The 22,955-nt window shown below is 70.4% G+C and carries 22 protein-coding genes; 18 read left to right on the top strand and 4 right to left on the bottom strand.

The genetic code is table 11. The annotated features are described in order from the left end of the window. The first annotated feature begins 97 nt into the window (after positions 1 to 97). The 14 genes from OG730_RS13830 to OG730_RS13765 all read left to right on the top strand — a co-directional run bounded on the left by OG730_RS13830 (position 98) and on the right by OG730_RS13765 (position 12,905). Positions 98 to 745 (top strand): L-threonylcarbamoyladenylate synthase, encoded by a 648-nt coding sequence (locus OG730_RS13830; protein WP_327304518.1) that lies wholly within the window; start codon positions 98 to 100, stop codon positions 743 to 745. Continuing rightward, positions 742 to 1,374 (top strand): arsenate reductase/protein-tyrosine-phosphatase family protein, encoded by a 633-nt coding sequence (locus OG730_RS13825; protein WP_327254960.1) that lies wholly within the window; start codon positions 742 to 744, stop codon positions 1,372 to 1,374. Before OG730_RS13830 ends, OG730_RS13825 begins: the two co-directional genes overlap by 4 nt. A gap of 170 nt (positions 1,375 to 1,544) precedes the next feature. Continuing rightward, positions 1,545 to 2,777, top strand: a complete 1,233-nt coding sequence (gene glyA / locus OG730_RS13820; protein ID WP_327304517.1) for a serine hydroxymethyltransferase — start codon at positions 1,545 to 1,547, stop codon at positions 2,775 to 2,777. Between the two features lie 104 nt (positions 2,778 to 2,881). Beyond that, the gene (locus tag OG730_RS13815; protein WP_327309258.1) at positions 2,882 to 4,216 is read left to right on the top strand and encodes an MraY family glycosyltransferase; all 1,335 of its coding nucleotides are present in this window, start codon (positions 2,882 to 2,884) and stop codon (positions 4,214 to 4,216) included. Between the two features lie 275 nt (positions 4,217 to 4,491). Continuing rightward, on the top strand, positions 4,492 to 4,929 hold the full coding sequence (locus OG730_RS13810) for a Cg1360 family ATP-synthase-associated protein (RefSeq protein WP_327254962.1): 438 nt from the start codon (positions 4,492 to 4,494) through the stop codon (positions 4,927 to 4,929). A 210-nt stretch (positions 4,930 to 5,139) separates the two neighbouring features. After that, positions 5,140 to 5,976, top strand: coding sequence for a F0F1 ATP synthase subunit A (gene atpB, locus OG730_RS13805; protein WP_327309257.1), 837 nt, complete (start codon positions 5,140 to 5,142; stop codon positions 5,974 to 5,976). A gap of 81 nt (positions 5,977 to 6,057) precedes the next feature. Next, a complete protein-coding gene (locus OG730_RS13800) occupies positions 6,058 to 6,294 on the top strand; it encodes an ATP synthase subunit C-like protein (protein WP_266955157.1) in 237 nt (78 codons plus the stop codon). A 42-nt stretch (positions 6,295 to 6,336) separates the two neighbouring features. Continuing rightward, positions 6,337 to 6,879 carry a F0F1 ATP synthase subunit B gene (locus OG730_RS13795; protein WP_327304516.1) on the top strand — a complete coding sequence of 181 codons (543 nt, stop codon included), beginning with the start codon at positions 6,337 to 6,339 and terminating at the stop codon, positions 6,877 to 6,879. Then, positions 6,876 to 7,691, top strand: coding sequence for a F0F1 ATP synthase subunit delta (locus tag OG730_RS13790; RefSeq protein ID WP_327304515.1), 816 nt, complete (start codon positions 6,876 to 6,878; stop codon positions 7,689 to 7,691). Before OG730_RS13795 ends, OG730_RS13790 begins: the two co-directional genes overlap by 4 nt. Positions 7,692 to 7,821: 130 nt before the next feature. Then, the gene (atpA, locus tag OG730_RS13785; RefSeq protein ID WP_266881149.1) at positions 7,822 to 9,417 is read left to right on the top strand and encodes a F0F1 ATP synthase subunit alpha; all 1,596 of its coding nucleotides are present in this window, start codon (positions 7,822 to 7,824) and stop codon (positions 9,415 to 9,417) included. A 20-nt stretch (positions 9,418 to 9,437) separates the two neighbouring features. Further along, complete coding sequence (locus tag OG730_RS13780) at positions 9,438 to 10,355, top strand: F0F1 ATP synthase subunit gamma (protein ID WP_266904423.1); 918 nt, start codon at positions 9,438 to 9,440, stop codon at positions 10,353 to 10,355. After that, complete coding sequence (gene atpD, locus OG730_RS13775; protein ID WP_266881151.1) at positions 10,355 to 11,794, top strand: F0F1 ATP synthase subunit beta; 1,440 nt, start codon at positions 10,355 to 10,357, stop codon at positions 11,792 to 11,794. Before OG730_RS13780 ends, atpD begins: the two co-directional genes overlap by 1 nt. A 129-nt stretch (positions 11,795 to 11,923) precedes the next feature. Beyond that, positions 11,924 to 12,298: a F0F1 ATP synthase subunit epsilon gene (locus OG730_RS13770; RefSeq protein WP_327304514.1), complete on the top strand. Its 375-nt coding sequence runs from the start codon at positions 11,924 to 11,926 to the stop codon at positions 12,296 to 12,298. Positions 12,299 to 12,455: 157 nt separating this feature from the next. Next, on the top strand, positions 12,456 to 12,905 hold the full coding sequence (locus OG730_RS13765) for a DUF2550 domain-containing protein (protein ID WP_266881152.1): 450 nt from the start codon (positions 12,456 to 12,458) through the stop codon (positions 12,903 to 12,905). A 177-nt stretch (positions 12,906 to 13,082) separates the two neighbouring features. Here OG730_RS13765 and OG730_RS13760 read toward each other — a convergent pair whose 3' ends face one another. The 3 genes from OG730_RS13760 to OG730_RS13750 form a co-directional block, all read right to left on the bottom strand. Next, positions 13,083 to 14,942, bottom strand: a complete 1,860-nt coding sequence (locus OG730_RS13760) for a glycoside hydrolase family 18 chitinase (RefSeq protein ID WP_442814912.1) — start codon at positions 14,940 to 14,942, stop codon at positions 13,083 to 13,085. Positions 14,943 to 15,143: 201 nt separating this feature from the next. After that, entirely contained in the window at positions 15,144 to 15,785 is a 642-nt protein-coding gene (locus tag OG730_RS13755) for a response regulator (protein ID WP_327304513.1), read from the bottom strand. Beyond that, complete coding sequence (locus OG730_RS13750) at positions 15,782 to 17,065, bottom strand: sensor histidine kinase (protein WP_442814911.1); 1,284 nt, start codon at positions 17,063 to 17,065, stop codon at positions 15,782 to 15,784. The genes OG730_RS13755 and OG730_RS13750 overlap by 4 nt, the downstream gene beginning before the upstream one ends. Before the next feature lie 108 nt (positions 17,066 to 17,173). Between OG730_RS13750 and OG730_RS13745 the strand changes: the two genes are divergently transcribed. Continuing rightward, positions 17,174 to 17,740, top strand: a complete 567-nt coding sequence (locus tag OG730_RS13745) for a hypothetical protein (protein ID WP_327304511.1) — start codon at positions 17,174 to 17,176, stop codon at positions 17,738 to 17,740. Here the strand turns inward: OG730_RS13745 and OG730_RS13740 are convergent. Beyond that, entirely contained in the window at positions 17,737 to 18,309 is a 573-nt protein-coding gene (locus tag OG730_RS13740; protein WP_327304510.1) for a cob(I)yrinic acid a,c-diamide adenosyltransferase, read from the bottom strand. The genes OG730_RS13745 and OG730_RS13740 overlap by 4 nt on opposite strands. A gap of 195 nt (positions 18,310 to 18,504) precedes the next feature. Here OG730_RS13740 and OG730_RS13735 point away from each other — a divergent pair, with 195 nt between their 5' ends. From OG730_RS13735 to OG730_RS13725, 3 genes are all read left to right on the top strand, one after another. Continuing rightward, entirely contained in the window at positions 18,505 to 19,353 is an 849-nt protein-coding gene (locus tag OG730_RS13735; RefSeq protein WP_327304509.1) for a 3-hydroxyacyl-CoA dehydrogenase family protein, read from the top strand. A 160-nt stretch (positions 19,354 to 19,513) separates the two neighbouring features. Further along, entirely contained in the window at positions 19,514 to 19,837 is a 324-nt protein-coding gene (locus tag OG730_RS13730) for an STAS domain-containing protein (protein ID WP_243336243.1), read from the top strand. Between the two features lie 242 nt (positions 19,838 to 20,079). Beyond that, positions 20,080 to 22,953: an ATP-binding protein gene (locus OG730_RS13725; RefSeq protein ID WP_327304508.1), complete on the top strand. Its 2,874-nt coding sequence runs from the start codon at positions 20,080 to 20,082 to the stop codon at positions 22,951 to 22,953. The last annotated feature ends 2 nt before the right edge of the window (positions 22,954 to 22,955 follow it).

Below are 22,955 nucleotides of genomic sequence, written 5' to 3'. Positions count from 1 at the left end.
CCACCGTGACCGGCCCCGCCGTGACCGGTGCCGCCCCGGCCGGGGCGATCACCGCGCGCATTCCCGCCACCACCCTGCTGCACGAGGAGGCCCGCTGATGGCCCGGCGATACGACTGCAACGACGCGACGGACCGCAAGACGGGCCTGCGCGAAGCCGCCTCCGCCGTACGTCGCGGCGAGCTCGTCGTGCTGCCCACGGACACCCTGTACGGGATCGGCGCGGACGCCTTCAGCGCGGAGGCCGTCGGCGACCTGCTCGCCGCCAAGGGGCGCGGCCGCAACATGCCCACCCCCGTCCTCATCGGCTCCCCGAACACCCTGCACGGCCTGGTCACCGACTTCTCCGAGCAGGCGTGGGAGCTCGTCGACGCCTTCTGGCCCGGCGCGCTGACCCTCGTCGCCAAGCACCAGCCCTCGCTGGCGTGGGACCTGGGCGAGACCGGCGGCACCGTGGCCGTACGCATGCCCCTGCACCCCGTCGCGATCGAGCTGCTGACCGAGGTCGGCCCGATGGCGGTGTCCTCGGCGAACCTGACCGGACACCCGGCGCCGGAGGACTGCGACGCGGCCCGCGAGATGCTCGGCGACTCCGTGTCCGTGTACCTGGACGGCGGTCCGACCCCGGGCATGCAGCCCTCGTCGATCGTCGACGTCACCGGGAAGGTTCCCGTCCTGCTGCGCGCCGGGGCACTGACCGCCGAGCAGCTGCGGGAGGTCGTACCCGACCTCGAGGTGGCCCCGTGAGCCCTGAGGGGCGTGGCATAGCCGGGGACAGCACCTTCCGCATACTCCACGTCAGCACCGGCAACGTCTGCCGCTCGCCCATCACCGAGCGGCTGACGCGGCACGCGCTGTCCCACCGGCTCGGCGGTCCCGTCACCGGCGACCTGATCGTGGAGAGCGCGGGCACCTGGGGCCACGAGGGCGCGCCCATGGAGGCCAACGCGGCCGCCGTGCTGGCCGACTTCGGGGCGGACGCCTCCGGCTTCACCGGCCGGGAACTCCTGGACGAGCACGTCATACGCGCGGACCTGGTCCTGACCGCCACCCGCGACCACCGCGCCCAGGTGATCTCCATGGGGCACTCGGCGGGGCTGCGCACCTTCACCCTGAAGGAGTTCACCCGGCTGGTGCGGGCGATAGACCCGGCGACGCTGCCGCCGCTGGAGGACGGGATGGTGGAGCGGGCCCGTGCGCTGGTCCGTGCCGCCGCCGCTCTACGCGGGTGGCTCCTCGCGCCGTCCCCGGACGCGGACGAGGTGTACGACCCGTACGGGGCGCCGATCACCTTCTTCCGCTCGATCGGCGACGAGATCAACCAGGCGCTGGAGCCGGTGGTCACCGCGCTGACCGGGGTCAAGACCTCCCGCTGACCTGCGGCGCCGTTGTCGGGGGCGCTGCCCCCGAACCCCCGCGCCTCAAACTCCCCCAGCCACCGCTGGGAGGGGCCCCGGGCGGGGCTGATTTCGCCGGAGGGCGGGATGCGCAGGGTCGGCCTACAGTGGCTGGTACCCGGTATGCGGTACCCCCCTGGAGTCGCGCCATGAGCGTCATCACCCAGCCCCTGGACCTGCTGCGGCAGCAGGATCCGCAGATGGCCGACGTCCTCGACGGGGAGCGGCAGCGGCAGGCGGAGGGGCTGCAGCTGATCGCCGCCGAGAACTTCACCTCGGCCGCCGTGCTCACCGCACTCGGATCGCCGCTCGCCAACAAGTACGCCGAGGGGTACCCCGGCGCCCGCCACCACGGCGGCTGCGAGTACGCCGACCTGGCCGAGCGGATCGCCGTCGAGCGGGCCCGCGCCCTCTTCGGCGCCGAGCACGCGAACGTGCAGCCGCACTCCGGATCGGCCGCCGTGCTCGCCGCGTACGCCGCGCTGCTGCGGCCCGGGGACACCGTGCTGGCGATGGCGCTCACCTCCGGGGGACACCTCACCCACGGGTCGCCCGCCAACTTCTCCGGGCGCTGGTTCGACTTCGTCGGGTACGGAGTGGACGCCGCGACCGGGCTCATCGACTACGCCCAGGTGCAGCGGCTCGCGCACGAGCACCGGCCCAAGGCCATCGTGTGCGGGTCCATCTCCTATCCGCGGCACCCCGAGTACTCCGTCTTCCGGGAGATCGCCGACGAGGTCGGGGCCTTCCTCATCGCCGACGCCGCCCACCCCATCGGACTCGTGGCCGGCGGGGCCGCGCCCAGCCCCGTTCCCTACGCCGACATCGTGGTGGCCACCACCCACAAGGTGCTCCGGGGTCCGCGCGGCGGGATGATCCTGTGCGGGGCCGAGTTCGCGGAGCGGATCGACCGGGCGGTGTTCCCCTTCACCCAGGGCGGCCCGCAGATGCACACCATCGCCGCCAAGGCCGTGGCCTTCGGCGAGGCCGCCGGGCCCGCCTTCACCTCCTACGCGCACCGGGTCGTGGCCAACGGCCGCGCCCTGGCCGACGCGCTCGCCGCCCGCGGCTTCGCGATCACCACCGGCGGGACCGACACCCACCTGATCACCGCCGACCCCGCACCGCTGGGCCTCGACGGCGCGGGCGCCCGGGGCCGGCTGGCCGCCGCCGGCATCGTGCTGGACACCTGCGCCCTTCCGTACGGTGATCAGCGCGGCATCCGCCTCGGCACCGCGGCGGTGACCACGCAGGGGATGGGGGAGCCGCAGATGGGCCGGATCGCCGAGCTGTTCACGGCCGCGCTGACGGGCGGGGAGCCGGCGAAGATCCGTAGGGACGTCAACGAGCTGGTGGTCAGTTTTCCGCCGTATGGGGTTTAAGCGGGGCAAGTGCGACGTACCGCAACCGGGATACCGCCCCTGCGCGTCCCTGACAGTGAGTACATCGCAGCTAGTGTGTGGGGCTGAGATGGCCGGCGATACATCTGGGGCAGCCCGTGCGTGAATATCTGCTGACGCTTTGCGTCACGGTCGCGGTGACTTATCTACTCACCGGGCCCGTGCGGAAGTTCGCGATCGCCGTGGGCGCGATGCCGGAGATCCGTGCTCGCGACGTGCACCGGGAGCCAACTCCGCGGCTCGGCGGCATCGCGATGTTCGGCGGACTGTGCGCCGGCCTGCTCGTCGCGGACCACCTGCAGAACCTCAACGGGGTCTTCGAGCTGTCGAACGAGCCGCGGGCCCTGCTCTCCGGGGCGGCCCTGATCTGGCTGGTCGGCGTGCTCGACGACAAGTTCGAGCTCGACGCCCTGATCAAGCTCGGCGCGCAGATGATCTCCGCCGGCGTGATGTGCATGCAGGGTCTGACCATCCTGTGGATTCCGGTTCCCGGCATCGGATCGGTCTCGCTCACCCCCTGGCAGGGCAACCTGCTCACCGTGGCCCTCGTCGTGATCACCATCAACGCGGTGAACTTCGTGGACGGCCTCGACGGCCTCGCGGCCGGCATGGTCTGCATCGCGACCTGTGCGTTCTTCCTCTACGCGTACCGCATCTGGTTCGGCTACGGGATCGAGGCGGCCGCGCCCGCGACCCTCTTCGCCGCCATCCTGATGGGCATGTGCCTCGGCTTCCTGCCGCACAACATGCACCCCGCCCGGATCTTCATGGGCGACTCCGGCTCGATGCTCATCGGCCTGGTGCTGGCCGCCGCCGCCATCTCCGTCACCGGACAGGTGGACCCGGACGCGATGGCCCTGTTCGTGGGCGGCGAGCGCAACGCGACCCACGCGATGCTGCCGGTCTTCATCCCGCTGATCCTGCCGCTCACGATCATCGCTATCCCGATGACGGACCTGGTCCTGGCCATCGTGCGGCGCACCTGGAAGGGCCAGTCGCCCTTCGCCGCGGACCGCGGACACCTGCACCACCGGCTGCTGGAACTCGGGCATTCGCACAGCCGGGCCGTGCTCATCATGTATTTCTGGTCAGGATTGATCGCCTTCGGCACCGTGGCGTATTCGGTGCATTCCGCCTCGATGTGGATCGTGCTGGCGATTTCCGCACTGAGCGCCGTGGGCCTGCTGCTGCTCCTGCTGCCCCGGTTCACCCCGAGGGCCCCGCGCTGGGCGGAGCGGCTGGTCCCCCCGCGCTACCGGCACGCCGAACGGGCCGCGGAGGCAGCCTTGCAGGACGCCTCGGCGGCGGAGCCGGAGCCGGCCCGGCCGATCGCGGCGGGAGTGTCCGGCGTCAACGGGGCGACCGCCATCGGCCCCCGTTCGCGCTTCCCCGACCGGCGTAAGGCCGGATCCTCGCGCTGACGTCCTGCGCGCATGTCGGACATGAACGCCCTTTACCAGACAAGACACTTGACTGTCGCGCACACACGCGCAGGGTCACTCTCATGTGTGACAGTGGGCACACCCTCCGAGTAAAGCTCTCATCAAATACTTTGTGATACCGTTCACTAAACCCGGCGACAGAGCCGAAGGACCGTAGTGCGACGGTCCATTGGCCCGAGGTTCCCTCTCGGACCGGGTCTACGCTCGTCCTGTACGAGTCCCAGTGCCCCCACCACCACGCGGAGCAAACCGCCATGCGGTCAGATGACGTCCGATCCCTCCTGCAATCCGCCGTTCCCACGGCTGTCGCCGGCGCTCTCGCCGCCGTCATCAGTGGGATCGTCGCCGGTGGCAAGGGGGCCGTGGGCGCCGTCGTCGCGACGGTCGTGGTGATGCTGTTCATGGGCATCGGATTCCTCGTACTGCAGCGCACGGCGAAATCACTTCCGCACTTGTTCCAGGCCATGGGGCTCATGCTCTACACGGCCCAGATCCTGCTGCTCTTCGTCTTTCTCGCCGTGTTCAAGAACACGACGCTGTTCAACCCCAAGGCCTTCGCCATCACGCTCGTCGTCGCCACCCTGGTGTGGATCGCCGCACAGGCGCGTGCTCATATGAAGGCCAAGATCCTCTACGTCGAACCTGACTCGATGAAGGGCGACAAGCCCGGAAATTCGGGCCAGAAGCCGTGAGGGGTAGGGGCGGAATAAGTACGCGTTCGGGATGCTGCTATCGTCCGGTTTCAACTGTGGCAATGCTGGCGCGGGCATCTGAGCTGACGCCTGTCCCATCGCGAGGCTCGATGCCCGAACGCCGCCCCCACATCCGTTACACCAGTCCAGTGCCGAACAGCGGCTGTCCGCCGCGCCGACACAACGAGGTTGCCGTACCTATGCGCCACGCTGAAGGAGCCCGCGGTGAGTGCTGACCCGACGACGGTGCTCGCCTTCGAGACCGATTGCCACATCTTCGACGGTTGTGGTTTCCCGGCTCCCGGCCTGCACTCGTTCATGTTCGAGCCGATCTTCGGGGACGGTGACAGCAACGCGTACTTCAACAAGACGATGCTGCTCGCCCTGCTCGGCACGGTCGTCATCGTCGCCTTCTTCTGGGCCGCCTTCCGCAAGCCGAAGGTCGTCCCGGGCAAGCTGCAGATGGTGGCGGAGGCCGGCTACGACTTCGTGCGTCGCGGCATCGTCTACGAGACGCTCGGCAAGAAGGAGGGCGAGAAGTACGTCCCCTTCATGGTCTCGCTGTTCTTCTTCGTCTGGATCCTGAACCTCTGGTCGATCATTCCGATCGCCCAGTTCCCGGTGACGGCGATCTTCTCGTACCCGGTCGGCCTCGCGCTGATCGTCTACGTGATCTGGATGAGCGTGACGTTCAAGCGTCACGGCTTCGTCGGCGGCTTCAAGAACCTGACCGGCTACGACAAGACGCTCGGCCCGGTCCTGCCGCTGGTCATGGTCATCGAGTTCTTCTCGAACGTGATCGTCCGCCCCTTCACCCACGCGGTCCGACTGTTCGCGAACATGTTCGCCGGTCACACGCTGCTGCTGCTGTTCACCATCGCCAGCTGGTACCTGCTGAACGGGATCGGCATCGCTTACGCGGGCGTCTCGTTCGTCATGGTCGTCGTGATGACCGCGTTCGAACTCTTCATCCAGGCTGTCCAGGCGTACGTCTTCGTGCTCCTGGCCTGCAGCTTCCTGCAGGGCGCGCTCGCCGAGCACCACTGAGCCACAGCTCGCTCCTGCAATCCCCCCGAATCGTCCGGTGGCCAACCCCCACCGGTCCATGAAAGAGAAGGAAGAACTGGCATGTCCCAGATCCTCGCTGCTGCCACCGAAGGCGTCACCGGCTCCCTCAGCTCTGTCGGCTATGGCCTCGCGGCCATCGGCCCCGGCGTCGGCGTCGGCATCATCTTCGGTAACGGCACGCAGGCTCTTGCCCGTCAGCCCGAGGCTGCCGGTCTGATCCGCGCCAACCAGATCCTCGGCTTCGCCTTCTGTGAGGCGCTCGCCCTCATCGGTCTGGTCATGCCGTTCGTCTACTAAGACGAACCCAACGACTAGTCCGAATCGACGAAAGGCACTGATGTGAACCTCCTGGTTCTCGCGGCTGAGGGTAAGGAAAACCCCCTCATCCCGCCGATCCCCGAGCTCGTCATCGGTCTGATCGCCTTCGTCATCGTCTTCGGTTTCCTCGCGAAGAAGCTCCTCCCGAACATCAACAAGGTTCTGGACGAGCGCCGCGAGGCCATCGAAGGCGGTATCGAAAAGGCTGAGGCCGCTCAGACCGAGGCTCAGAGCGTGCTGGAGCAGTACAAGGCCCAGCTCGCCGAAGCCCGGCACGAGGCCGCTCGCCTGCGCCAGGATGCTCTGGAGCAGGGCACTGCGCTGAAGGAAGAACTTCGCGCAGAGGGCCAGCGGCAGCGTGAGGAGATCATCGCTGCCGGTCACGCCCAGATCGCGGCTGACCGCAAGGCCGCCTCTTCCGCCCTCCGTCAGGACGTCGGCAAGCTGGCGACCGACCTGGCCGGAAAGCTTGTCGGCGAGTCCCTCGAGGACCACGCCCGGCAGAGCCGCACGATCGACCGCTTCCTCAGCGAGCTTGAGGAGAAGGCCGAGGCCGCCCGATGAACGGAGCGAGCCGCGACGCGCTGGCCACCGCCCGCGAGCGTCTCGACGCGCTGACGGACAACACGTCCGTCGACGCGGCGAAGCTCGCCGGCGAGCTGGCGGCCGTCACCGCGCTGCTCGACCGTGAGGTCTCGCTGCGTCGGGTCATCACGGACCCGGCGCAGTCCGGCGAGGCCAAGGCCGAGCTGGCGGGCCGTCTGCTCGGCGGCCAGGTGGGCGGGGAAACCCTCGACCTGGTGTCCGGCATGGTCCGGTCCCGCTGGTCGCAGTCCCGTGACCTGGTGGACTCGCTCGAGGTCCTGGCGGCCACCGCCGACCTCACGGCGGCCCAGAGCGGCGGAGGCCTCGACGACGTCGAGGACGAGCTGTTCCGGTTCGGCCGGATCGTCACCTCGAACACCGAGCTGCGCGCAGCACTGACCGACCGGTCGGCCACCGCCGCCGCCAAGAGCCAGCTGCTGCGCAGCCTGCTCGGCGGCAAGGCGAACGCCGTCACCGAGCGGCTGGTCACGCGTCTCGTCACGCACCCGCGTGGACGTAGCCTGGAAGCGGGCCTCGAGTCCCTTTCCAAGGTCGCCGCCGAGCGTCGTGGCCGCATGGTCGCCACCGTGACCACCGCGGTTCCGCTCAGTGACGTCCAGAAGCAGCGTCTCGGCGCGGTGCTGGCCAAGCTGTACGGCCGCCCGATGCACCTGAACCTCGACGTGGACCCCACGGTCCTCGGCGGGATCTCGGTGCGGGTCGGCGACGAGGTCATCGACGGCACCATCGCGGACCGCATCGCCGAGGCGTCGCGCCGCATGGCCGGCTGACCAGCCACACATTAGAAAAAAGCATTCCTAGCGGCCCGGTTGGGCCGTGCAGAACTTGCAGAAGATTCCTGGGGGTCGCCCCCAGACCCCTAAGAAGCTTCAGGCCCAACAAGGAGAGCAGGGAACCCAGATGGCGGAGCTCACGATCCGGCCGGAGGAGATCCGGGACGCACTGGAGAACTTTGTCCAGTCGTACCAGCCGGACGCGGCCTCGCGCGAGGAGGTCGGAACGGTCAGCGTTGCCGGCGACGGCATCGCGAAGGTGGAGGGCCTGCCCTCCGCCATGGCGAACGAACTGCTGAAGTTCGAGGACGGAACCCTCGGTCTCGCCCTGAACCTCGACGAGCGCGAGATCGGCGCCGTCGTCCTCGGCGAGTTCAGCGGTATCGAGGAGGGCCAGCCGGTGCAGCGCACCGGTGAGGTGCTCTCCGTCGGCGTCGGCGAGGGCTACCTCGGCCGCGTCGTCGACCCGCTCGGCAACCCGATCGACGGCCTCGGCGAGATCGCGACCGAGGGCCGCCGCGCCCTCGAGCTGCAGGCCCCCGGCGTCATGGTCCGCAAGTCGGTCCACGAGCCGATGCAGACCGGCTACAAGGCGATCGACGCGATGGTGCCGGTCGGCCGTGGTCAGCGTCAGCTGATCATCGGTGACCGCCAGACCGGCAAGACCGCTCTGGCGGTCGACACGATCATCAACCAGCGCGACAACTGGCGCTCGGGCGACGTGAACAAGCAGGTTCGCTGCATCTACGTCGCCATCGGCCAGAAGGGCTCGACCATCGCGTCCGTTCGCGGCGCCCTGGAAGACGCCGGCGCGCTCGAGTACACGACGATCGTCGCCGCCCCGGCGTCCGACCCGGCCGGCTTCAAGTACCTGGCGCCGTACACCGGTTCGGCCATCGGCCAGCACTGGATGTACGCCGGCAAGCACGTCCTGATCATCTTCGATGACCTGTCGAAGCAGGCCGACGCCTACCGCGCCGTGTCGCTGCTGCTGCGCCGTCCGCCGGGCCGCGAGGCCTACCCGGGCGACGTCTTCTACTTGCACTCCCGTCTGCTGGAGCGTTGCGCCAAGCTCTCCGACGACATGGGTGCCGGTTCGATGACCGGTCTGCCGATCGTCGAGACCAAGGCGAACGACGTGTCGGCGTTCATCCCGACCAACGTCATCTCCATCACCGACGGCCAGTGCTTCCTTGAGTCCGACCTGTTCAACGCGGGCCAGCGCCCGGCGCTGAACGTCGGTATCTCGGTCTCCCGCGTCGGTGGCTCGGCCCAGCACAAGGCCATGAAGCAGGTTTCCGGCCGTCTGCGCCTGGACCTCGCCCAGTACCGCGAGCTGGAGGCGTTCGCCGCCTTCGGTTCCGACCTGGACGCCGCCTCGAAGGCCTCGCTGGAGCGCGGCAAGCGTCTGGTGGAGCTGCTGAAGCAGGGCCAGTACCAGCCGATGCCCGTCGAGGAGCAGGTCATCTCCGTCTGGGCCGGCACCACCGGCAAGATGGACGAGGTCCCGGTCAACGACATCCGTCGCTTCGAGTCGGAGCTGCTGGAGCACCTGCGCGTCTCGCGCAAGGACCTCCTCACCTCCATCGCGGACGGCGGCAAGATGTCGGACGACACCCTCACCTCCATCGCTGACGCCATCGCTGACTTCAAGCGTGGGTTCGAGACCTCGGACGGCAAGCTCCTGGGCGAGGACGCGCCGGCCGTCAACGTCTCCAAGTGACGACGGAAGGAAGCTGACTCATGGGAGCGCAGCTCCGGGTCTACAAGCGTCGTATCCGTGCCGTCACGGCGACCAAGAAGATCACCAAGGCGATGGAAATGATCGCCGCCTCGCGCATCGTCAAGGCGCAGCGCAAGGTGGCGGCATCGATGCCGTACGCGACCGAGCTCACCCGTGCGGTGACCGCGGTGGCTACCGGTTCGAACACCAAGCACGCCCTGACGACCGAGGTCGAGGCACCGGTGCGTGCCGCGGTCCTGCTCATCACGAGCGACCGCGGTCTGGCCGGCGGCTACTCCTCGAACGCCATCAAGCAGGCGGAGCGGCTCACCGAGCGGCTGCGCGGCGAGGGCAAGGAGGTCGACACCTACATCGTCGGCCGCAAGGGTGTCGCCTACTACGGCTTCCGTGAGCGCAAGGTCGCGGAATCGTGGACCGGCTTCACCGACAGCCCGGCCTACGCCGACGCCAAGCGCGTCGCGGCGCCGCTGATCGAGGCCATCCAGACGGTCACGGCCGAGGGTGGCGTCGACGAGCTGCACATCGTCTACACGGAATTCGTGTCGATGATGACGCAGAACGCGGTGGACGGCCGGATGCTGCCGCTCAGCCTCGACAAGGTCGAAGAAGAGACCGGCGCGAAGGGCGAGATCCTTCCGCTGTTCGACTTCGAGCCGTCGGCGGAGGACGTCCTCGACGCCCTTCTGCCGCGCTACGTCGAGAGCCGCATCTACAACGCACTGCTGCAGTCGGCCGCTTCCGAGCACGCCGCCCGCCGCCGCGCGATGAAGTCGGCTACCGACAACGCCGGGGATCTCATCAAGAGCCTCTCCCGGCTTGCCAACGCGGCCCGCCAGGCCGAAATCACCCAGGAAATCAGCGAGATCGTCGGTGGCGCCAGCGCCATGGCAGACGCGACCGCGGGGAGTGACAAGTAATGACGACCATTGAGACGGCCGCCGCCACGGGCCGCGTTGCCCGGGTCATCGGCCCGGTCGTCGACGTGGAGTTCCCCGTCGACGCCATGCCCGAGATCTACAACGCCCTCAAGGTCGAGGTCGCAGACCCGGCCGAGGACGGCAAGCTCAAGACCCTGACCCTCGAGGTCGCGCAGCACCTGGGTGACGGCCTCGTCCGTACCATCTCGATGCAGCCGACCGACGGTCTGGTCCGCCAGGCCACGGTGGTCAACACGGGCGAGGGCATCACCGTCCCCGTCGGTGACTTCACCAAGGGCAAGGTCTTCAACACCCTGGGTGAGGTGCTGAACTACCCGGAGGAGAACGCCAACGTCACCGAGCGCTGGCCGATCCACCGCAAGGCCCCTCGCTTCGACGAGCTCGAGTCGAAGACCGAGATGTTCGAGACCGGCGTCAAGGTCATCGACCTTCTCACCCCGTACGTCAAGGGTGGAAAGATCGGTCTGTTCGGTGGTGCCGGTGTCGGCAAGACCGTTCTGATCCAGGAAATGATCTACCGCGTCGCCAACAACCACGACGGTGTGTCGGTCTTCGCGGGCGTCGGTGAGCGCACCCGTGAGGGCAACGACCTCATCGAGGAAATGGCCGAGTCCGGCGTCATCGACAAGACGGCGCTTGTCTTCGGTCAGATGGACGAGCCGCCGGGCACGCGTCTTCGCGTCGCGCTGGCCGGTCTGACCATGGCGGAGTACTTCCGCGATGTGCAGAAGCAGGACGTGCTCTTCTTCATCGACAACATCTTCCGTTACACCCAGGCCGGTTCGGAGGTGTCGACCCTTCTCGGTCGCATGCCGTCCGCCGTGGGTTACCAGCCGAACCTGGCTGACGAGATGGGTCTGCTGCAGGAGCGCATCACCTCGACCCGCGGTCACTCGATCACCTCGATGCAGGCGATCTACGTCCCCGCGGACGACCTGACCGACCCGGCGCCGGCCACCACCTTCGCCCACCTCGACGCGACGACGGTTCTTTCCCGTCCGATCTCCGAGAAGGGCATCTACCCGGCCGTGGACCCGCTGGACTCGACGTCCCGCATCCTCGACCCGCGGTACATCGCGGCGGACCACTACGCCACGGCGATGCGCGTCAAGGGGATCCTGCAGAAGTACAAGGACCTCCAGGACATCATCGCGATCCTCGGTATCGACGAGCTGGGCGAGGAGGACAAGCTCGTTGTCCACCGTGCCCGTCGTGTCGAGCGCTTCCTGTCGCAGAACACGCACGTCGCCAAGCAGTTCACCGGCGTCGACGGTTCGGACGTTCCGCTCGACGAGTCGATCGTGGCCTTCAACGCGATCTGCGACGGAGACTACGACCACTTCCCCGAGCAGGCGTTCTTCCTGTGCGGTGGCATCGAGGACCTGAAGGCGAACGCCAAGGAGCTGGGCGTCTCCTGAAGCCGCGCTCATCCGTGAGCACAGCTGAATGACGGAGAGGGGCGGGTGTGTCCCGTCCCTCTCCTCACGCCCATTAGAATTTGACCCAACACCCGGCCATTGGGCCGAGTGGTGACCCGAGGAGCCACCATGGCTGCTGAGCTGCACGTCGAGCTGGTCGCGGCGGACCGTAATGTCTGGTCCGGCGAGGCCACCCTGGTTGTCGCCCGCACCACGTCCGGCGACATCGGCGTCATGCCCGGTCACCAGCCGCTTCTCGGTGTGCTGGAATCGGGCCCGGTGACCATCCGTACCGTCGGGGGCAACACTGTTGTCGCCGCGGTGCACGGCGGATTCATCTCGTTCGCGGACAACAAGTTGTCGCTGCTGGCCGAGATCGCCGAGCTTGCCGACGAGATCGACGTCGAGCGGGCGGAGCGGGCACTGGAGCGCGCGAAGTCGGAGACCGACTCGGTCTCCGAGCGTCGCGCCGATGTCCGGCTGCGCGCGGTTTCGGGGCGCTAAGCCCCGGTACTGTTAAGAGTTTCAAACCTCAGCCGCGGCCTGTTCCGGAATTTTCCGGACCGGGTCGCGGCTGAGGCGATGCGGGTCCGCACCAGACTCCGTCTGGTAGGAACGCTGTCGTCCGGGTTTATTCGATGAGCGAGGAGGTCGGTGAAAGATGCTCCTCGCTCTGCTTGTGAGCGGCCTGGTCGTCGTAGCCCTGGTGGTGATCGGGCTCTTTGTGTTCGGGCTGCGCCGCAGGCTGATCCAGCGCTCCGGCGGCACCTTCGACTGCAGCATGCGCTGGGGCGTGTCCGAGGAACCGGACGTCTCCGGCAAGGGCTGGGTCTACGGGGTCGCGCGCTACAGCGGTGACCGCATCGACTGGTTCCGTGTCTTCAGCTACTCCCCGCGGCCGCGCCGGCTGCTGGAGCGGTCCTCCATCGAGGTCGTCGCCCGCCGTGCGCCCGAGGGCGAGGAGGAGCTGGCCCTGCTCTCCGACGCCGTCGTACTGTGCTGCGCGCATCGCGGCACCCGTCTGGAGCTGGCGATGAGCGATGACGCGCTGACCGGTTTCCTGGCCTGGCTGGAGGCCGCGCCTCCCGGGCAACGGGTGAACGTGGCCTGAGGGCCGGTGGCGCCGGGTCGTCCCCGCCGGACGGAGTCCGGCGCGGCGGCGCGAAGCCGGGGAGGCCCCCGGGGCCGAGCCGTGCGAGCGGCGCGCGAAGAAGGAGAAGCCGGGGAGGACGGGGGGGCGGACCCCGTCTCCCCGGCTTCGTCTTTCACCGGGCCGTGCGGTCAGGGGTTACGAGAGGCCGGCGTGGACCGCCTGGGCCAGTTCGCCGTTCGCGGTGTCGCCGCTGAACTCCCAGTAGAAGGCTCCCCTGAGACCCTGCTGCTTCGTCCAGGTCATCTTCGAGGCGATGGTGGCGGGGGTGTCGTAGCTCCACCAGTTGCTGCCGCACTTGGCGTACGCCGTGCCCGCGATGGTGCCGGTCGAGGGGCAGCTGCCCTTGAGGACCTTGTAGTCCTCGATGCCCTGCTCGTAGGTGCCCGGGGCCGGTCCGGTGGCGGTGCCGCCGGGCGTGGCCTGGGTGACGCCGGTCCAGCCGCGGCCGTAGAAGCCGATGCCGAGGTTGAGCTTGGAGCCCGCGATGCCCTTGCCCTTGAGCTTGGTGATCGCGGCCTCGGAGTTGAATCCCGCGATCGGGATGCCGGTGTACGAGGTGAGCGGGGAGTGCGGGGCCGTCGGGCCCTTGGCGTCCCACGCGCCGAAGAAGTCGTACGTCATGACGTTGTAGAAGTCGACGTACTGGGCGGCGCCCGCGTAGTCGGCGAGGTCGAGCTTGCCGCCGTTGGAGCCGTCGGCGGAGATGGCGGCGGTGATCAGGTTGCTGCTGCCGAACTTGGTGCGCAGCGCGGAGAGGACGTTCTTCAGGGAGGCGGCCCCGCTGGTGTCGCAGGACAGGCCGCAGGCGTTCGGGTACTCCCAGTCGATGTCGATGCCGTCGAAGACGTCGGCCCAGCGCGGGTCCTCGACCAGGTCGTAGCAGGACTGGGCGAAGGCTGCCGGGTTGGCCGCGGCCTGGCCGAAGCCGCCGGACCAGGTCCAGCCGCCGAAGGAGTAGAGGACCTTGATGTTCGGGTACTTCTTCTTCAGCTGGCGCAGCTGGTTGAAGTTGCCCGCGACCGGCTGGTCCCAGGTGTCGGCGGTGCCGGACACGCTGGAGCCCGCGTCGTAGGTCTTCTGGTAGTCGGCGTAGGCGTCACCGATCGTGCACTTGCCGCCCTGGACGTTGCCGAAGGCGTAGTTGATGTGCGTGATCTTCGCGGCGGTGCCGGAGGTGACCAGGTTCTTCACGTGGTAGTTGCGCTGGTAGACGCCCCAGTTCGTGAAGTAGCCGAGCTTGACCGCGGATCCCGGGGTGCCGGGGTCGCCGGGGTCGGTTCCGCCGCCGCCGGTGGTGGTCACCGAGAGGGAGCCGGAGGAGGGGCCGGTCTGGTCGATGGTGTCGCGGGCGGTGACCGTGTAGGTGTAGGCGGTCCCCTTGGTCAGGCCCGAGTCGGTGTACGAGGGGCTGGTGACGGTGGCGATCTTGGCGCCGCCGCGGAAGACGTCGTAGTTCTTGACGCCCTTGTCGTCGGTGGCCGCGGCCCAGCCGAGGGTCAGCCCGGTGTCGGTGACGCCGCTGGCCGTGGGGGTGCCGGGGGCGCTGGGCGGGTTGTCGGTGGGGGTGGTGCCGCCGTCGCAGGTGCCGCCGTTGATCTTGCAGCCGCTGGGGGCGCCGGAGCCGGTGCCGTTGAAGCCGAAGCTGACGGTGGCGCCGGGGGCGAGGGTGCCGTTCCAGCCGACGTTCTTGCCGGTCCAGTGGGTGCCCGAGCTGGTGACGGTGGCGTCCCAGGCGGAGGTGACGGCGGTGCCGGCCGGGTAGTCCCATTCCACGGCCCAGCTGCTGAGGGTGGTCGTGCCGGTGTTCTTCACCGTCCACTTGCCCTCGAAGCCGGAGCCCCAGTCGGAGACCTTGGTGTACGTCGCCGTGGCCGAGGCGGCCGCCTCGGCGGGACCGGCGATGGCCACGAGTCCGGCGACGGGCAGGGTGAGGACGGCCAGTGCGGCCGCGACTCTTCGAAACAGCGGTGCGCGTCGTGGGGGTGCTGTGCTCAAGGGTGCTCCTCCGAGGTCCGCAGCGGACGTGGGGACGGCCGCTGCATGGGGGTGGGACCTGCGCCGCCCGTGAGCGCGACCGTGACTTTTTGTCATGGCACGCTCACCACAGTTGTGCGTGAGAGTAGAAAGGTCTGGACCAACCGTCAAGAGGTCCAGACCTCCCGTAGCGGCCTCGGATTTATTTCCGGCCGGACTTGGCTAGAGCCCCAACTCCTGTGCCAGAACTGCCGCTTGGACCCGGCTGCGCAGCTCCAGCTTGGCCAGCACCCGGCTGACGTGGGTCTTCGCCGTGGCCTCCGCCATCTCCAGGCGCACCGCGATCTCCGCGTTCGACAACCCCTCGCCCAGGCACCCCAGCACCTCCCGCTCGCGCGGGGTCAGCGATTCCACCGTGGCCGGTACGGGCACCCGTACGGGCCGCGGGTCCGCGAACTCCGCGATCAGCCGCCGCGTCACCGCCGGGGCGATCAGGCCCTCCCCGCGCGCGACGGTCCGTACCGCCCCGATCAGCTCCGCCGCGTCCGCGTCCTTCAGCAGGAAGCCCGCCGCGCCCGCGCGCAGGGCGCCGAAGACGTACTCGTCGTGGTCGAAGGTGGTGAGCACGAGGACGTCGGCCAGGCCCTCCGCGACCACCTGGCGGGTCGCCGACACCCCGTCCAGGCGGGGCATCTGCACGTCCATGAGCACCAGGTCGGGCCGCAGCTCGCGGGCCAGGCGCACGGCCTCCTCCCCGTCGGCGGCCTCGCCCGCCACCTCGATGTCGCCGGCGCTGCGCAGGATCAGGACCAGCCCGGCCCGTACCGCGCTCTGGTCCTCCGCCACCACGACCCTGATCGTCACGTCCGTACCGCCTCTTCTTCCACGGGCAGCGTCGCCCGGACCCGCCAGACCGCGTCCGCGCGGCCCGCTTCGAAAGTTCCGCCGAGCAGTTCCGTCCGCTCGCGCATGCCGATCAGACCGGCGCCGGAGCCGGGGGCGCGGGGGCCGGGGCGCTCCCCGTAGGGGGAGTCGACCGCCACGCGCAGCGCGCCGGCCCCGGCCCGGCCCCCGCCCGCGGGGCGGTCGCGGGCCAGGCGGACGGTGACCGTGCCGGGGGCGGCGTGCTTGAGGGCGTTGGTCACCGACTCCTGGACGATCCGGTACGCCGCCAGCTCCACCGGGGCGGGCAGGGGCTCCCCGGACGGCCGGGCGTCACGGAGTACGAAGTCCAGCCCGCTCGCGGCCCCGTTCGTACGGGCCTGCTCCAGCAGGGCGTCCAGCCCGTCCAGCGAGGGCGTGGCGACGGCCTCCTCCCCGGCGCCCGCGTCCCGCAGCAGCCCGATCAGCCGGCGCATCTCGGCCAGTCCCTGGACGCTGTTCTCGCGGATCACCCCGAGGGCCTCGCGGCTGGTGGCGGGGGAGTCGATGGAGAGCGCCGCGGTGGAGTGGATGGCGATGGCGGAGAGGTGGTTGGCCACCATGTCGTGCAGTTCGCGGGCCATCCGGGCCCGCTCGGCGACGACCGCCTGCGACCGGTCCATCTCGGCCAGCAGCGCGGTCTGCTCGGCGCGCAGCCGGGCGGCGATGGCGGCCTCGCGGTGGTTGCGCAGGGTGGCCCCGGTCAGCGCCGGACCGAAGCTGACGATGCCGGTGATCACGCCGATCATCAGGGCCTGCGGGGTGCGCAGCCAGGCGACGGAGGCGATGGTGACGGCGATGGTGATCAGGCCGGTGGTGACCGGGAGGCGGCGGGCCATCGCGGGTTTGCCGTAGACGACGGCCGCGTACATCAGGTCGGTGAAGATCAGGATGGTGGCCAGATTGCCCACCGTGAACTGGTCGGCGATCAGCCCGGCGGTGCCGACCGCCAGGGTCACCCGGGGCAGGCTGCGGCGCAGCAGCTCCATCGCGCCGAGGGCGAGGAGCGGCACCAGGGCGGCCCAGGCCGGGAGCAGGTCCCGGGTGGGGGAGCTGTACACCCCGAGCGACCACAGGAGCAGGCCGGCGGCCACGCTGATCACGGCGAGCAGGACGTCGTGGCGGTGCGGTGGCGGGATCTTGAGGGTCACGGGCCCATCCAACAGGCTGCGGCGGGGGCGGGCGTCGCCATCGAGGCCGCCTTTTCGGACGGGCCCGTACATCGAAGGATGCAGGGCGGCCGGCCGGCATTCGTCACTGGCGACGAGGAAACGGCGCGCGGCGGGCGGGAAGCTGGAGGCATCCCCCCCACCACAGGAACGGAGACTCCCGTGCTCGTCACCCTGATCATCGCCTGTGAAGTCGGCTTCTGGGTCCTGCTGGCCGGCGGTCTGGCCCTGCGCTACCTCGCGAGGATGCCCAGGACCGGCGCGGCCGTCCTGCTGTGCGAGCCGCTCCTGGAACTGGTGCTGCTGGTGGCCACCGCCGTGGACCTGCGCGGCGGCGCCGAGCCGGACTGGAAGCACGGGCTCGCCGCGCTCTACCTCGGCTACACCGTCGCCTACGGGCACTACACCGTGCGCTGGCTCGACGGCCACGCCGCGTACCGGCTGGCCGGCGGCCCGAAGCCGGCCGGCGTCGGCTACGGCGGGGCGCGGGCCGTCCACGAGTGGAAGCTGGTCGCGCGGACCGTCCTCGCGGCGGCCGTCGCGGCCGGCCTGCTGCAGGCCGCGATCTGGTACGTCGGCGCCTCGGGCGATACCGCGGTGCTGCGCGGCTGGCAGCTCACGGCCCTGCGGATGGTCGCCATCCACGCCCTGATCGCCGTCACCTACACGGTGTGGCCGAAGCGGGCTCCGGCGAAGTCCGGCCTGCGCGACTTTGCGGACACGCCCTAGCGGTCGCCGCCCGGGACCCACAGGACGTCGCCGACCTCCTTGTTGGCCGTGCGGGCCAGGATGAAGAGGAGGTCGGAGAGGCGGTTGAGGTAGGTGGCCGTGAGCGGGTTCATGACCTCGCCGTGCGCCTCCAGGGCCGCCCAGGTGGAGCGCTCGGCGCGCCGGACCACCGTGCAGGCCTGGTGCAGGAGGGCCGCGCCGGGAGCGCCGCCGGGGAGGATGAAGCTGCGGAGCTTCTCCAGCTCGCCGTTGAAGAGGTCGCAGTCGGCCTCCAGTTTGTCCACGTAGAACTGCTCGACGCGCAGCGGCGGGTACTCGGGGTTCTCGGCGACCGGGGTGCAGAGGTCGGCGCCCACGTCGAACAGGTCGTTCTGCACACGGACCAGGACCTTCACGACATCGGCGGGCAGCGAGCCGAGCGCGATGGCCGTTCCGATGGCCGCGTTGGCCTCGTTGGCGTCGGCGTACGCCGAGATCCGCAGATCGGTCTTGGCCGTGCGGCTCATGTCGCCGAGCGCGGTCGTGCCCTTGTCGCCGGTACGGGTGTAGATGCGCGTGAGGTTCACCATGCCGCCACCCTAGTCCGGGTCAACTACGGGCCCCCGCCGCACTGCTGGGCCGTCCCGGTGTGATGTCCGTCATCTGAGACGTGACGCGTGTTACTTCGCGGTCACTGGGCCCCTCGCGGACGCTAGTCTCCGCCGGAGAACGAACGAGGCTGTGCCGTATCTGAGGCCGTGTCCTAGAAGAACGTGGGGTGTGCAGTGGCTGGGAAGCTCGCCGTCATCGGTGCCGGACTGATGGGTTCCGGAATCGCGCAGGTCTCCGCTCAAGCGGGTTGGGACGTCGTGCTGCGCGATGTCACCGATGCCGCTCTGACGCGCGGCACCGACGGGATCAAGGCCTCGTACGACCGGTTCGTCTCCAAGGGCAAGCTGACGGCCGAGGACGCCGAGGCGGCGCTCGCCCGCATCACCACGACCACCGAGCTGGAAGCGGTCGCCGACGCCGACATCGTCGTCGAGGCCGTCTTCGAGAAGCTCGAGGTCAAGCACGAGATCTTCCGCGCCCTCGACAAGATCGTGCGCGAGGACGCGATCCTCGCCTCCAACACCTCCGCCATCCCGATCACCAAGATCGCGGCCGTGACGGAGCGTCCGGAGCGGGTCGTCGGCGCGCACTTCTTCTCGCCGGTCCCGATGATGCAGCTGTGCGAGCTCGTGCGCGGCTACAAGACGAGCGACGAAACCCTCGCCACCACCCGGGCGTTCGCCGAGTCCGTCGGCAAGACCTGCATCGTCGTCAACCGCGACGTCGCCGGCTTCGTGACGACCCGTCTCATCTCCGCGCTGGTCGTCGAAGCCGCGAAACTGTACGAATCGGGCGTCGCGTCGGCCGAGGACATCGACATCGCCTGCAAGCTCGGCTTCGGGCACGCCATGGGCCCGCTGGCCACCGCGGACCTCACGGGCGTCGACATCCTGCTGCACGCCACCAGCAACATCTACACGGAGTCGCAGGACGAGAAGTTCGCGCCGCCGGAGCTTATGCGCCGCATGGTGGACGCGGGCGACATCGGTCGCAAGAGCGGCCAGGGCTTCTACAAGCACTGAGCACACGTTCGAATACCTGCACCCCACAGGGTGAATTAGGTATCGGTTCGCTCACGGTCGGCAACTTCCCCGCCCCCGAGGCAGTCAGTTGCAGTGAGAGTTGCCGACCAACGAACCAGTCGGACCATACGCAATCAGTACCGCGCTGCCGGGAGTACACATGCACATCAGGGGCGACCACGCCGAACTCGCTGTCGGGGGTCGCCTCGACGTGCGCAGCGCGGCGGACGCCCGTACGGTCCTGCACACCGCCCTCGACGACGGTCACGGCGACCTCGTGCTGGACCTCACCGGGCTCGACTCCTGGGACGCGACGGGCCTCGGCGTGATCATGGGCGCCCACCGCAGGGCCGGCCGGACCGGCCGGCGGCTCGTCCTGCGCGGAGTCCCGCCCCAGATGCAGCGGCTGCTCGTGGCCACCCGGCTGCACCGGATCCTCGCGATCGAGGGCGGGCTGGAAGCGGAGTCGCTGCCGCGCGCGTGACCCCGTACGACCCCCGTACGCGGTCCGGACGCGGCTCCGCGCGCGGTCCGCATGCGGAGGATGTGCGCCCCGCTCCACAGGGCCGTCGCAAACGTAACGGTCCGGTGGTGAAGGCACCCCTGCGGTTCACGCCCCACCGGGCACGGTCTAGGGTTCGGGCGGAAACCGGACCACTAGCGACAGCGGCGTGAGCGAAGGCCGGGCGAGACGAGGGCGCACGGCGCGATACGGGGGACTTGGTCATGGACCGCAGCAGCACACAGGGGCAACCCGATCCGGTGGAACCGCCGGCGCGCGTGGTGACGCTCACGTCCGGGGACTTCACCCTCACCGTGAACCCCGTCGACGGCAGCGAGATCGTCCGCACGCACCGCCCCGGCGGCGAGCCCGCCCCCACCCCCGTCAAGCGCGCCCCCGCCGCCCGCGCCTCCGCGGCGGCCGCCGTGCGGCCGCCCGTACCGCCGGGCGCCCCGGCCGGTGCGCGGACCCTGCTGGGCCGGGAGGAGGAGCGCGAGCGCCTCGTACGCCTCCTCGCGCGCGGCCGCTCCGTACGGCTGACCGGTCCGTCCGGATCCGGGCGCACGGCGCTGCTCGACGCGGTCGCCGAGGCCTGCGCGGACCTCGCCCCCGACGGCGTCGTACGGCTCAGCGCCCAGGGCCACCAGCAGCCCGGCGAGCTGCTCCAGGCGCTCTACGCCACCGTGTACGAGGCTCCGGCCGAACGCCCCGACCGGGCCGTGCTCCTCGCCCGGGTGGCGGAGATAGGCGCCGTCGTCGTGATCGACGACCTCGACATGGGCGGCACCGCCCTCGACGACCTGCTGCGGGCCACGCCCGAGTGCGCGTACCTGCTGGCCGCCACCCCCGAAAGCAAGGCCCCCTCCGACGACTCCCACCTCGAAGAGGTCTTCCTCGGCGGGCTGTCCCGCGCCCACTGCGTGGCCCTGCTCGAAACGGGCGCCGGACGGGCGCTCACCGACGAGGAAACGGCCTGGGCGGCCGACCTGAGCTTCGCCTCCGAGGGACTGCCCCTGCGCTTCGTCCAGGCGGCCGCGCTGCTGCGACAGCGCGACGCGCTCAACCGCACCGGCTCCGACGACGAGGCCGACGAGGGCGAGGAGCCCGGCGTCTTCGAGGAGAAGCCGCGCGACACCGTGTTCGTGCCGCTGCCGACGCTCGCCGAGGGCGCCGCCCCGGCGGAACTGCTCGCCTCCCGGGTCAGCGAGTCGGCGCGCGCCGCGCTGCGGATCGCCTGCGCGCTGGGCGGGGAGCTGCCGCACCACGCGCACCTGCCCGCGCTGGTCGGCGACACGCACGCCGACACGGCCGTCGCCGAGCTGCTCGACTGCGGGCTGCTGACCCCCGTCGGGCCCCGCTACCAGCTGGCCGCCGGTGTCGTGCGGCAGCTGGAGGAGATCGGCTACGGGGACACCGCGGCCGAGGAGGCCCGTACGGCCGCCCGGCACTACGCCTGGTGGACCGGGCACACCTCCGTCAGTCCCGAGCGGGTCGCGGCGGAGGCCGACGCGGTGCTCGCGGCGCTGGCCGGGGCCGATGTCGTGGCCGCGGTCATGCTGGCGCGGACGGCGGCACCGGCGTTCGCCGCCTCGCTGCACTGGGAGGCCTGGGAGCGGGTGCTGCGCGCGGGCGCGGAGGCCGCGCGGAAGGCCGGCGAGGTCGCGGAGCAGGCGTACTTCCACCACGAACTGGGCGTACTGGCCCTGTGCGAGGGCCGGCTCGACCGGGCACGTGCCGAGCTGGAGGCCTCGACCGGGCTGCGCGGAGCGCTGGCCGACAAGCGGGGGACCGTGTCGGGACGGCGGGCCCTGGCCCTGGTCACCGACCGGGAGGCGGCGGAGACCCCGGCCTCGCCGCCCCTGCGACTGGCTCCGCCGGCGGCGCCGGGTGGTCCGGGGGCCCTGCCGGGTCCCGGTGCTCCGGCGGCTCCGGGTGCTTCCGGGAGTCCCCTGGCTGCCGGGCTCGCCGGGCTCGCCGGGCTTCCCGGTCCTCCCGTGCTTCCCCAGACCGGCCCGAAGCCGCAGTTCCCCGCACTTCTCGGAGCTCCGGGGTCTTCCTTCGGCCCCGGGGGCGCCGGGGCGCCGCGGTCTCCTGGGGTTCCGGGCGCCGCCGGTGTTTCCGCTGCCGCGGGGAGCGCGTTGGCGGCTGGTGCGGCTGGTGCGGCTGGTGCGGCTGGTGCGGCTGGTGCGGCTGGTGCCGCCAGTGCGGCTGGTGTGTCCGGAGCCGCGGGGAGCCCGTTGGCTGCCGGTGCTGCCGGTGCTGCCGGTGCTGCCGGTGCTGCCGGGACGGCGTTGGTTCCCGGGGCTCGTGGGGCTCGTAGTGCTGCCGGGGCGGCGTCCGCTCCGGTGGCCCCCTCGGCTCCCGTAACTCCGGCGACCCTGTCGAAGGCCCTCGCGGCCCTGCCCGAGGCGGGCTCCGGGGCCGCCCCCGGACCCGAGCGTGCGGCGGCGCGGGTTCCGGACGGCTTCACGACGGTCGTGCCCGCGGTGGCGCCGCCGGGCTCCGTCGCGCCCGCGACCCTGGCCGAGGTGTTCGAGGACGCCTTCCCCCTCACTCCCGAGCCGGCCCCGGCGCCCCGTGCGCTGCCCGAGCCGAAGCCGAGGCCCGGCCGCAAGCCGCTGCTGCTCGCCGCTGCCGGGGCGGTGACCGTCGTGGTGCTGGGCACGGTGGTCGCCCTGGCGATGACCACCGACGAGAAGAAGCCACCCGTGCAGGCGCCGGCGGTCTCCACGGCCCCGAGCTCGGAGGAGGCGCAGCCGCAGCCGAGTACGGGGGATCCGAGCGGAAGCGATCCCTCGCCGGAGCCGTCGGCCTCGTCCCCGACGTCGCAGGCACCGGGGACGACCCCGCCGCCGAGCAAGTCCCCCTCGGGGACGCCGAGCCCGACGCCGACTCCGTCGTCGTCGACCTCGGTGGTACCGCCTTCGCCGCCGGTGTCGAGCTCGCCCCCGCCGGTGAGCAGCCCACCGGCTTCCCCGAGCCCGTCCGGCTCCGTGTCCCCGTCCGCGACGGCGTCTCCCACGCACACCGGGCCGACGACCGGGCCGCCGAATCCCCCCACGGATGCCGAGGGCGAGACGGAGACCGCGACCCCCTGACG

Origin of the sequence: Streptomyces sp. NBC_01298, assembly GCF_035978755.1 — a bacterium.
GTDB lineage: Bacteria > Actinomycetota > Actinomycetes > Streptomycetales > Streptomycetaceae > Streptomyces.
The sequence above is the reverse complement of the archived record's forward strand: the minus strand, read 5'-3'. Positions and strand labels throughout refer to the sequence as shown.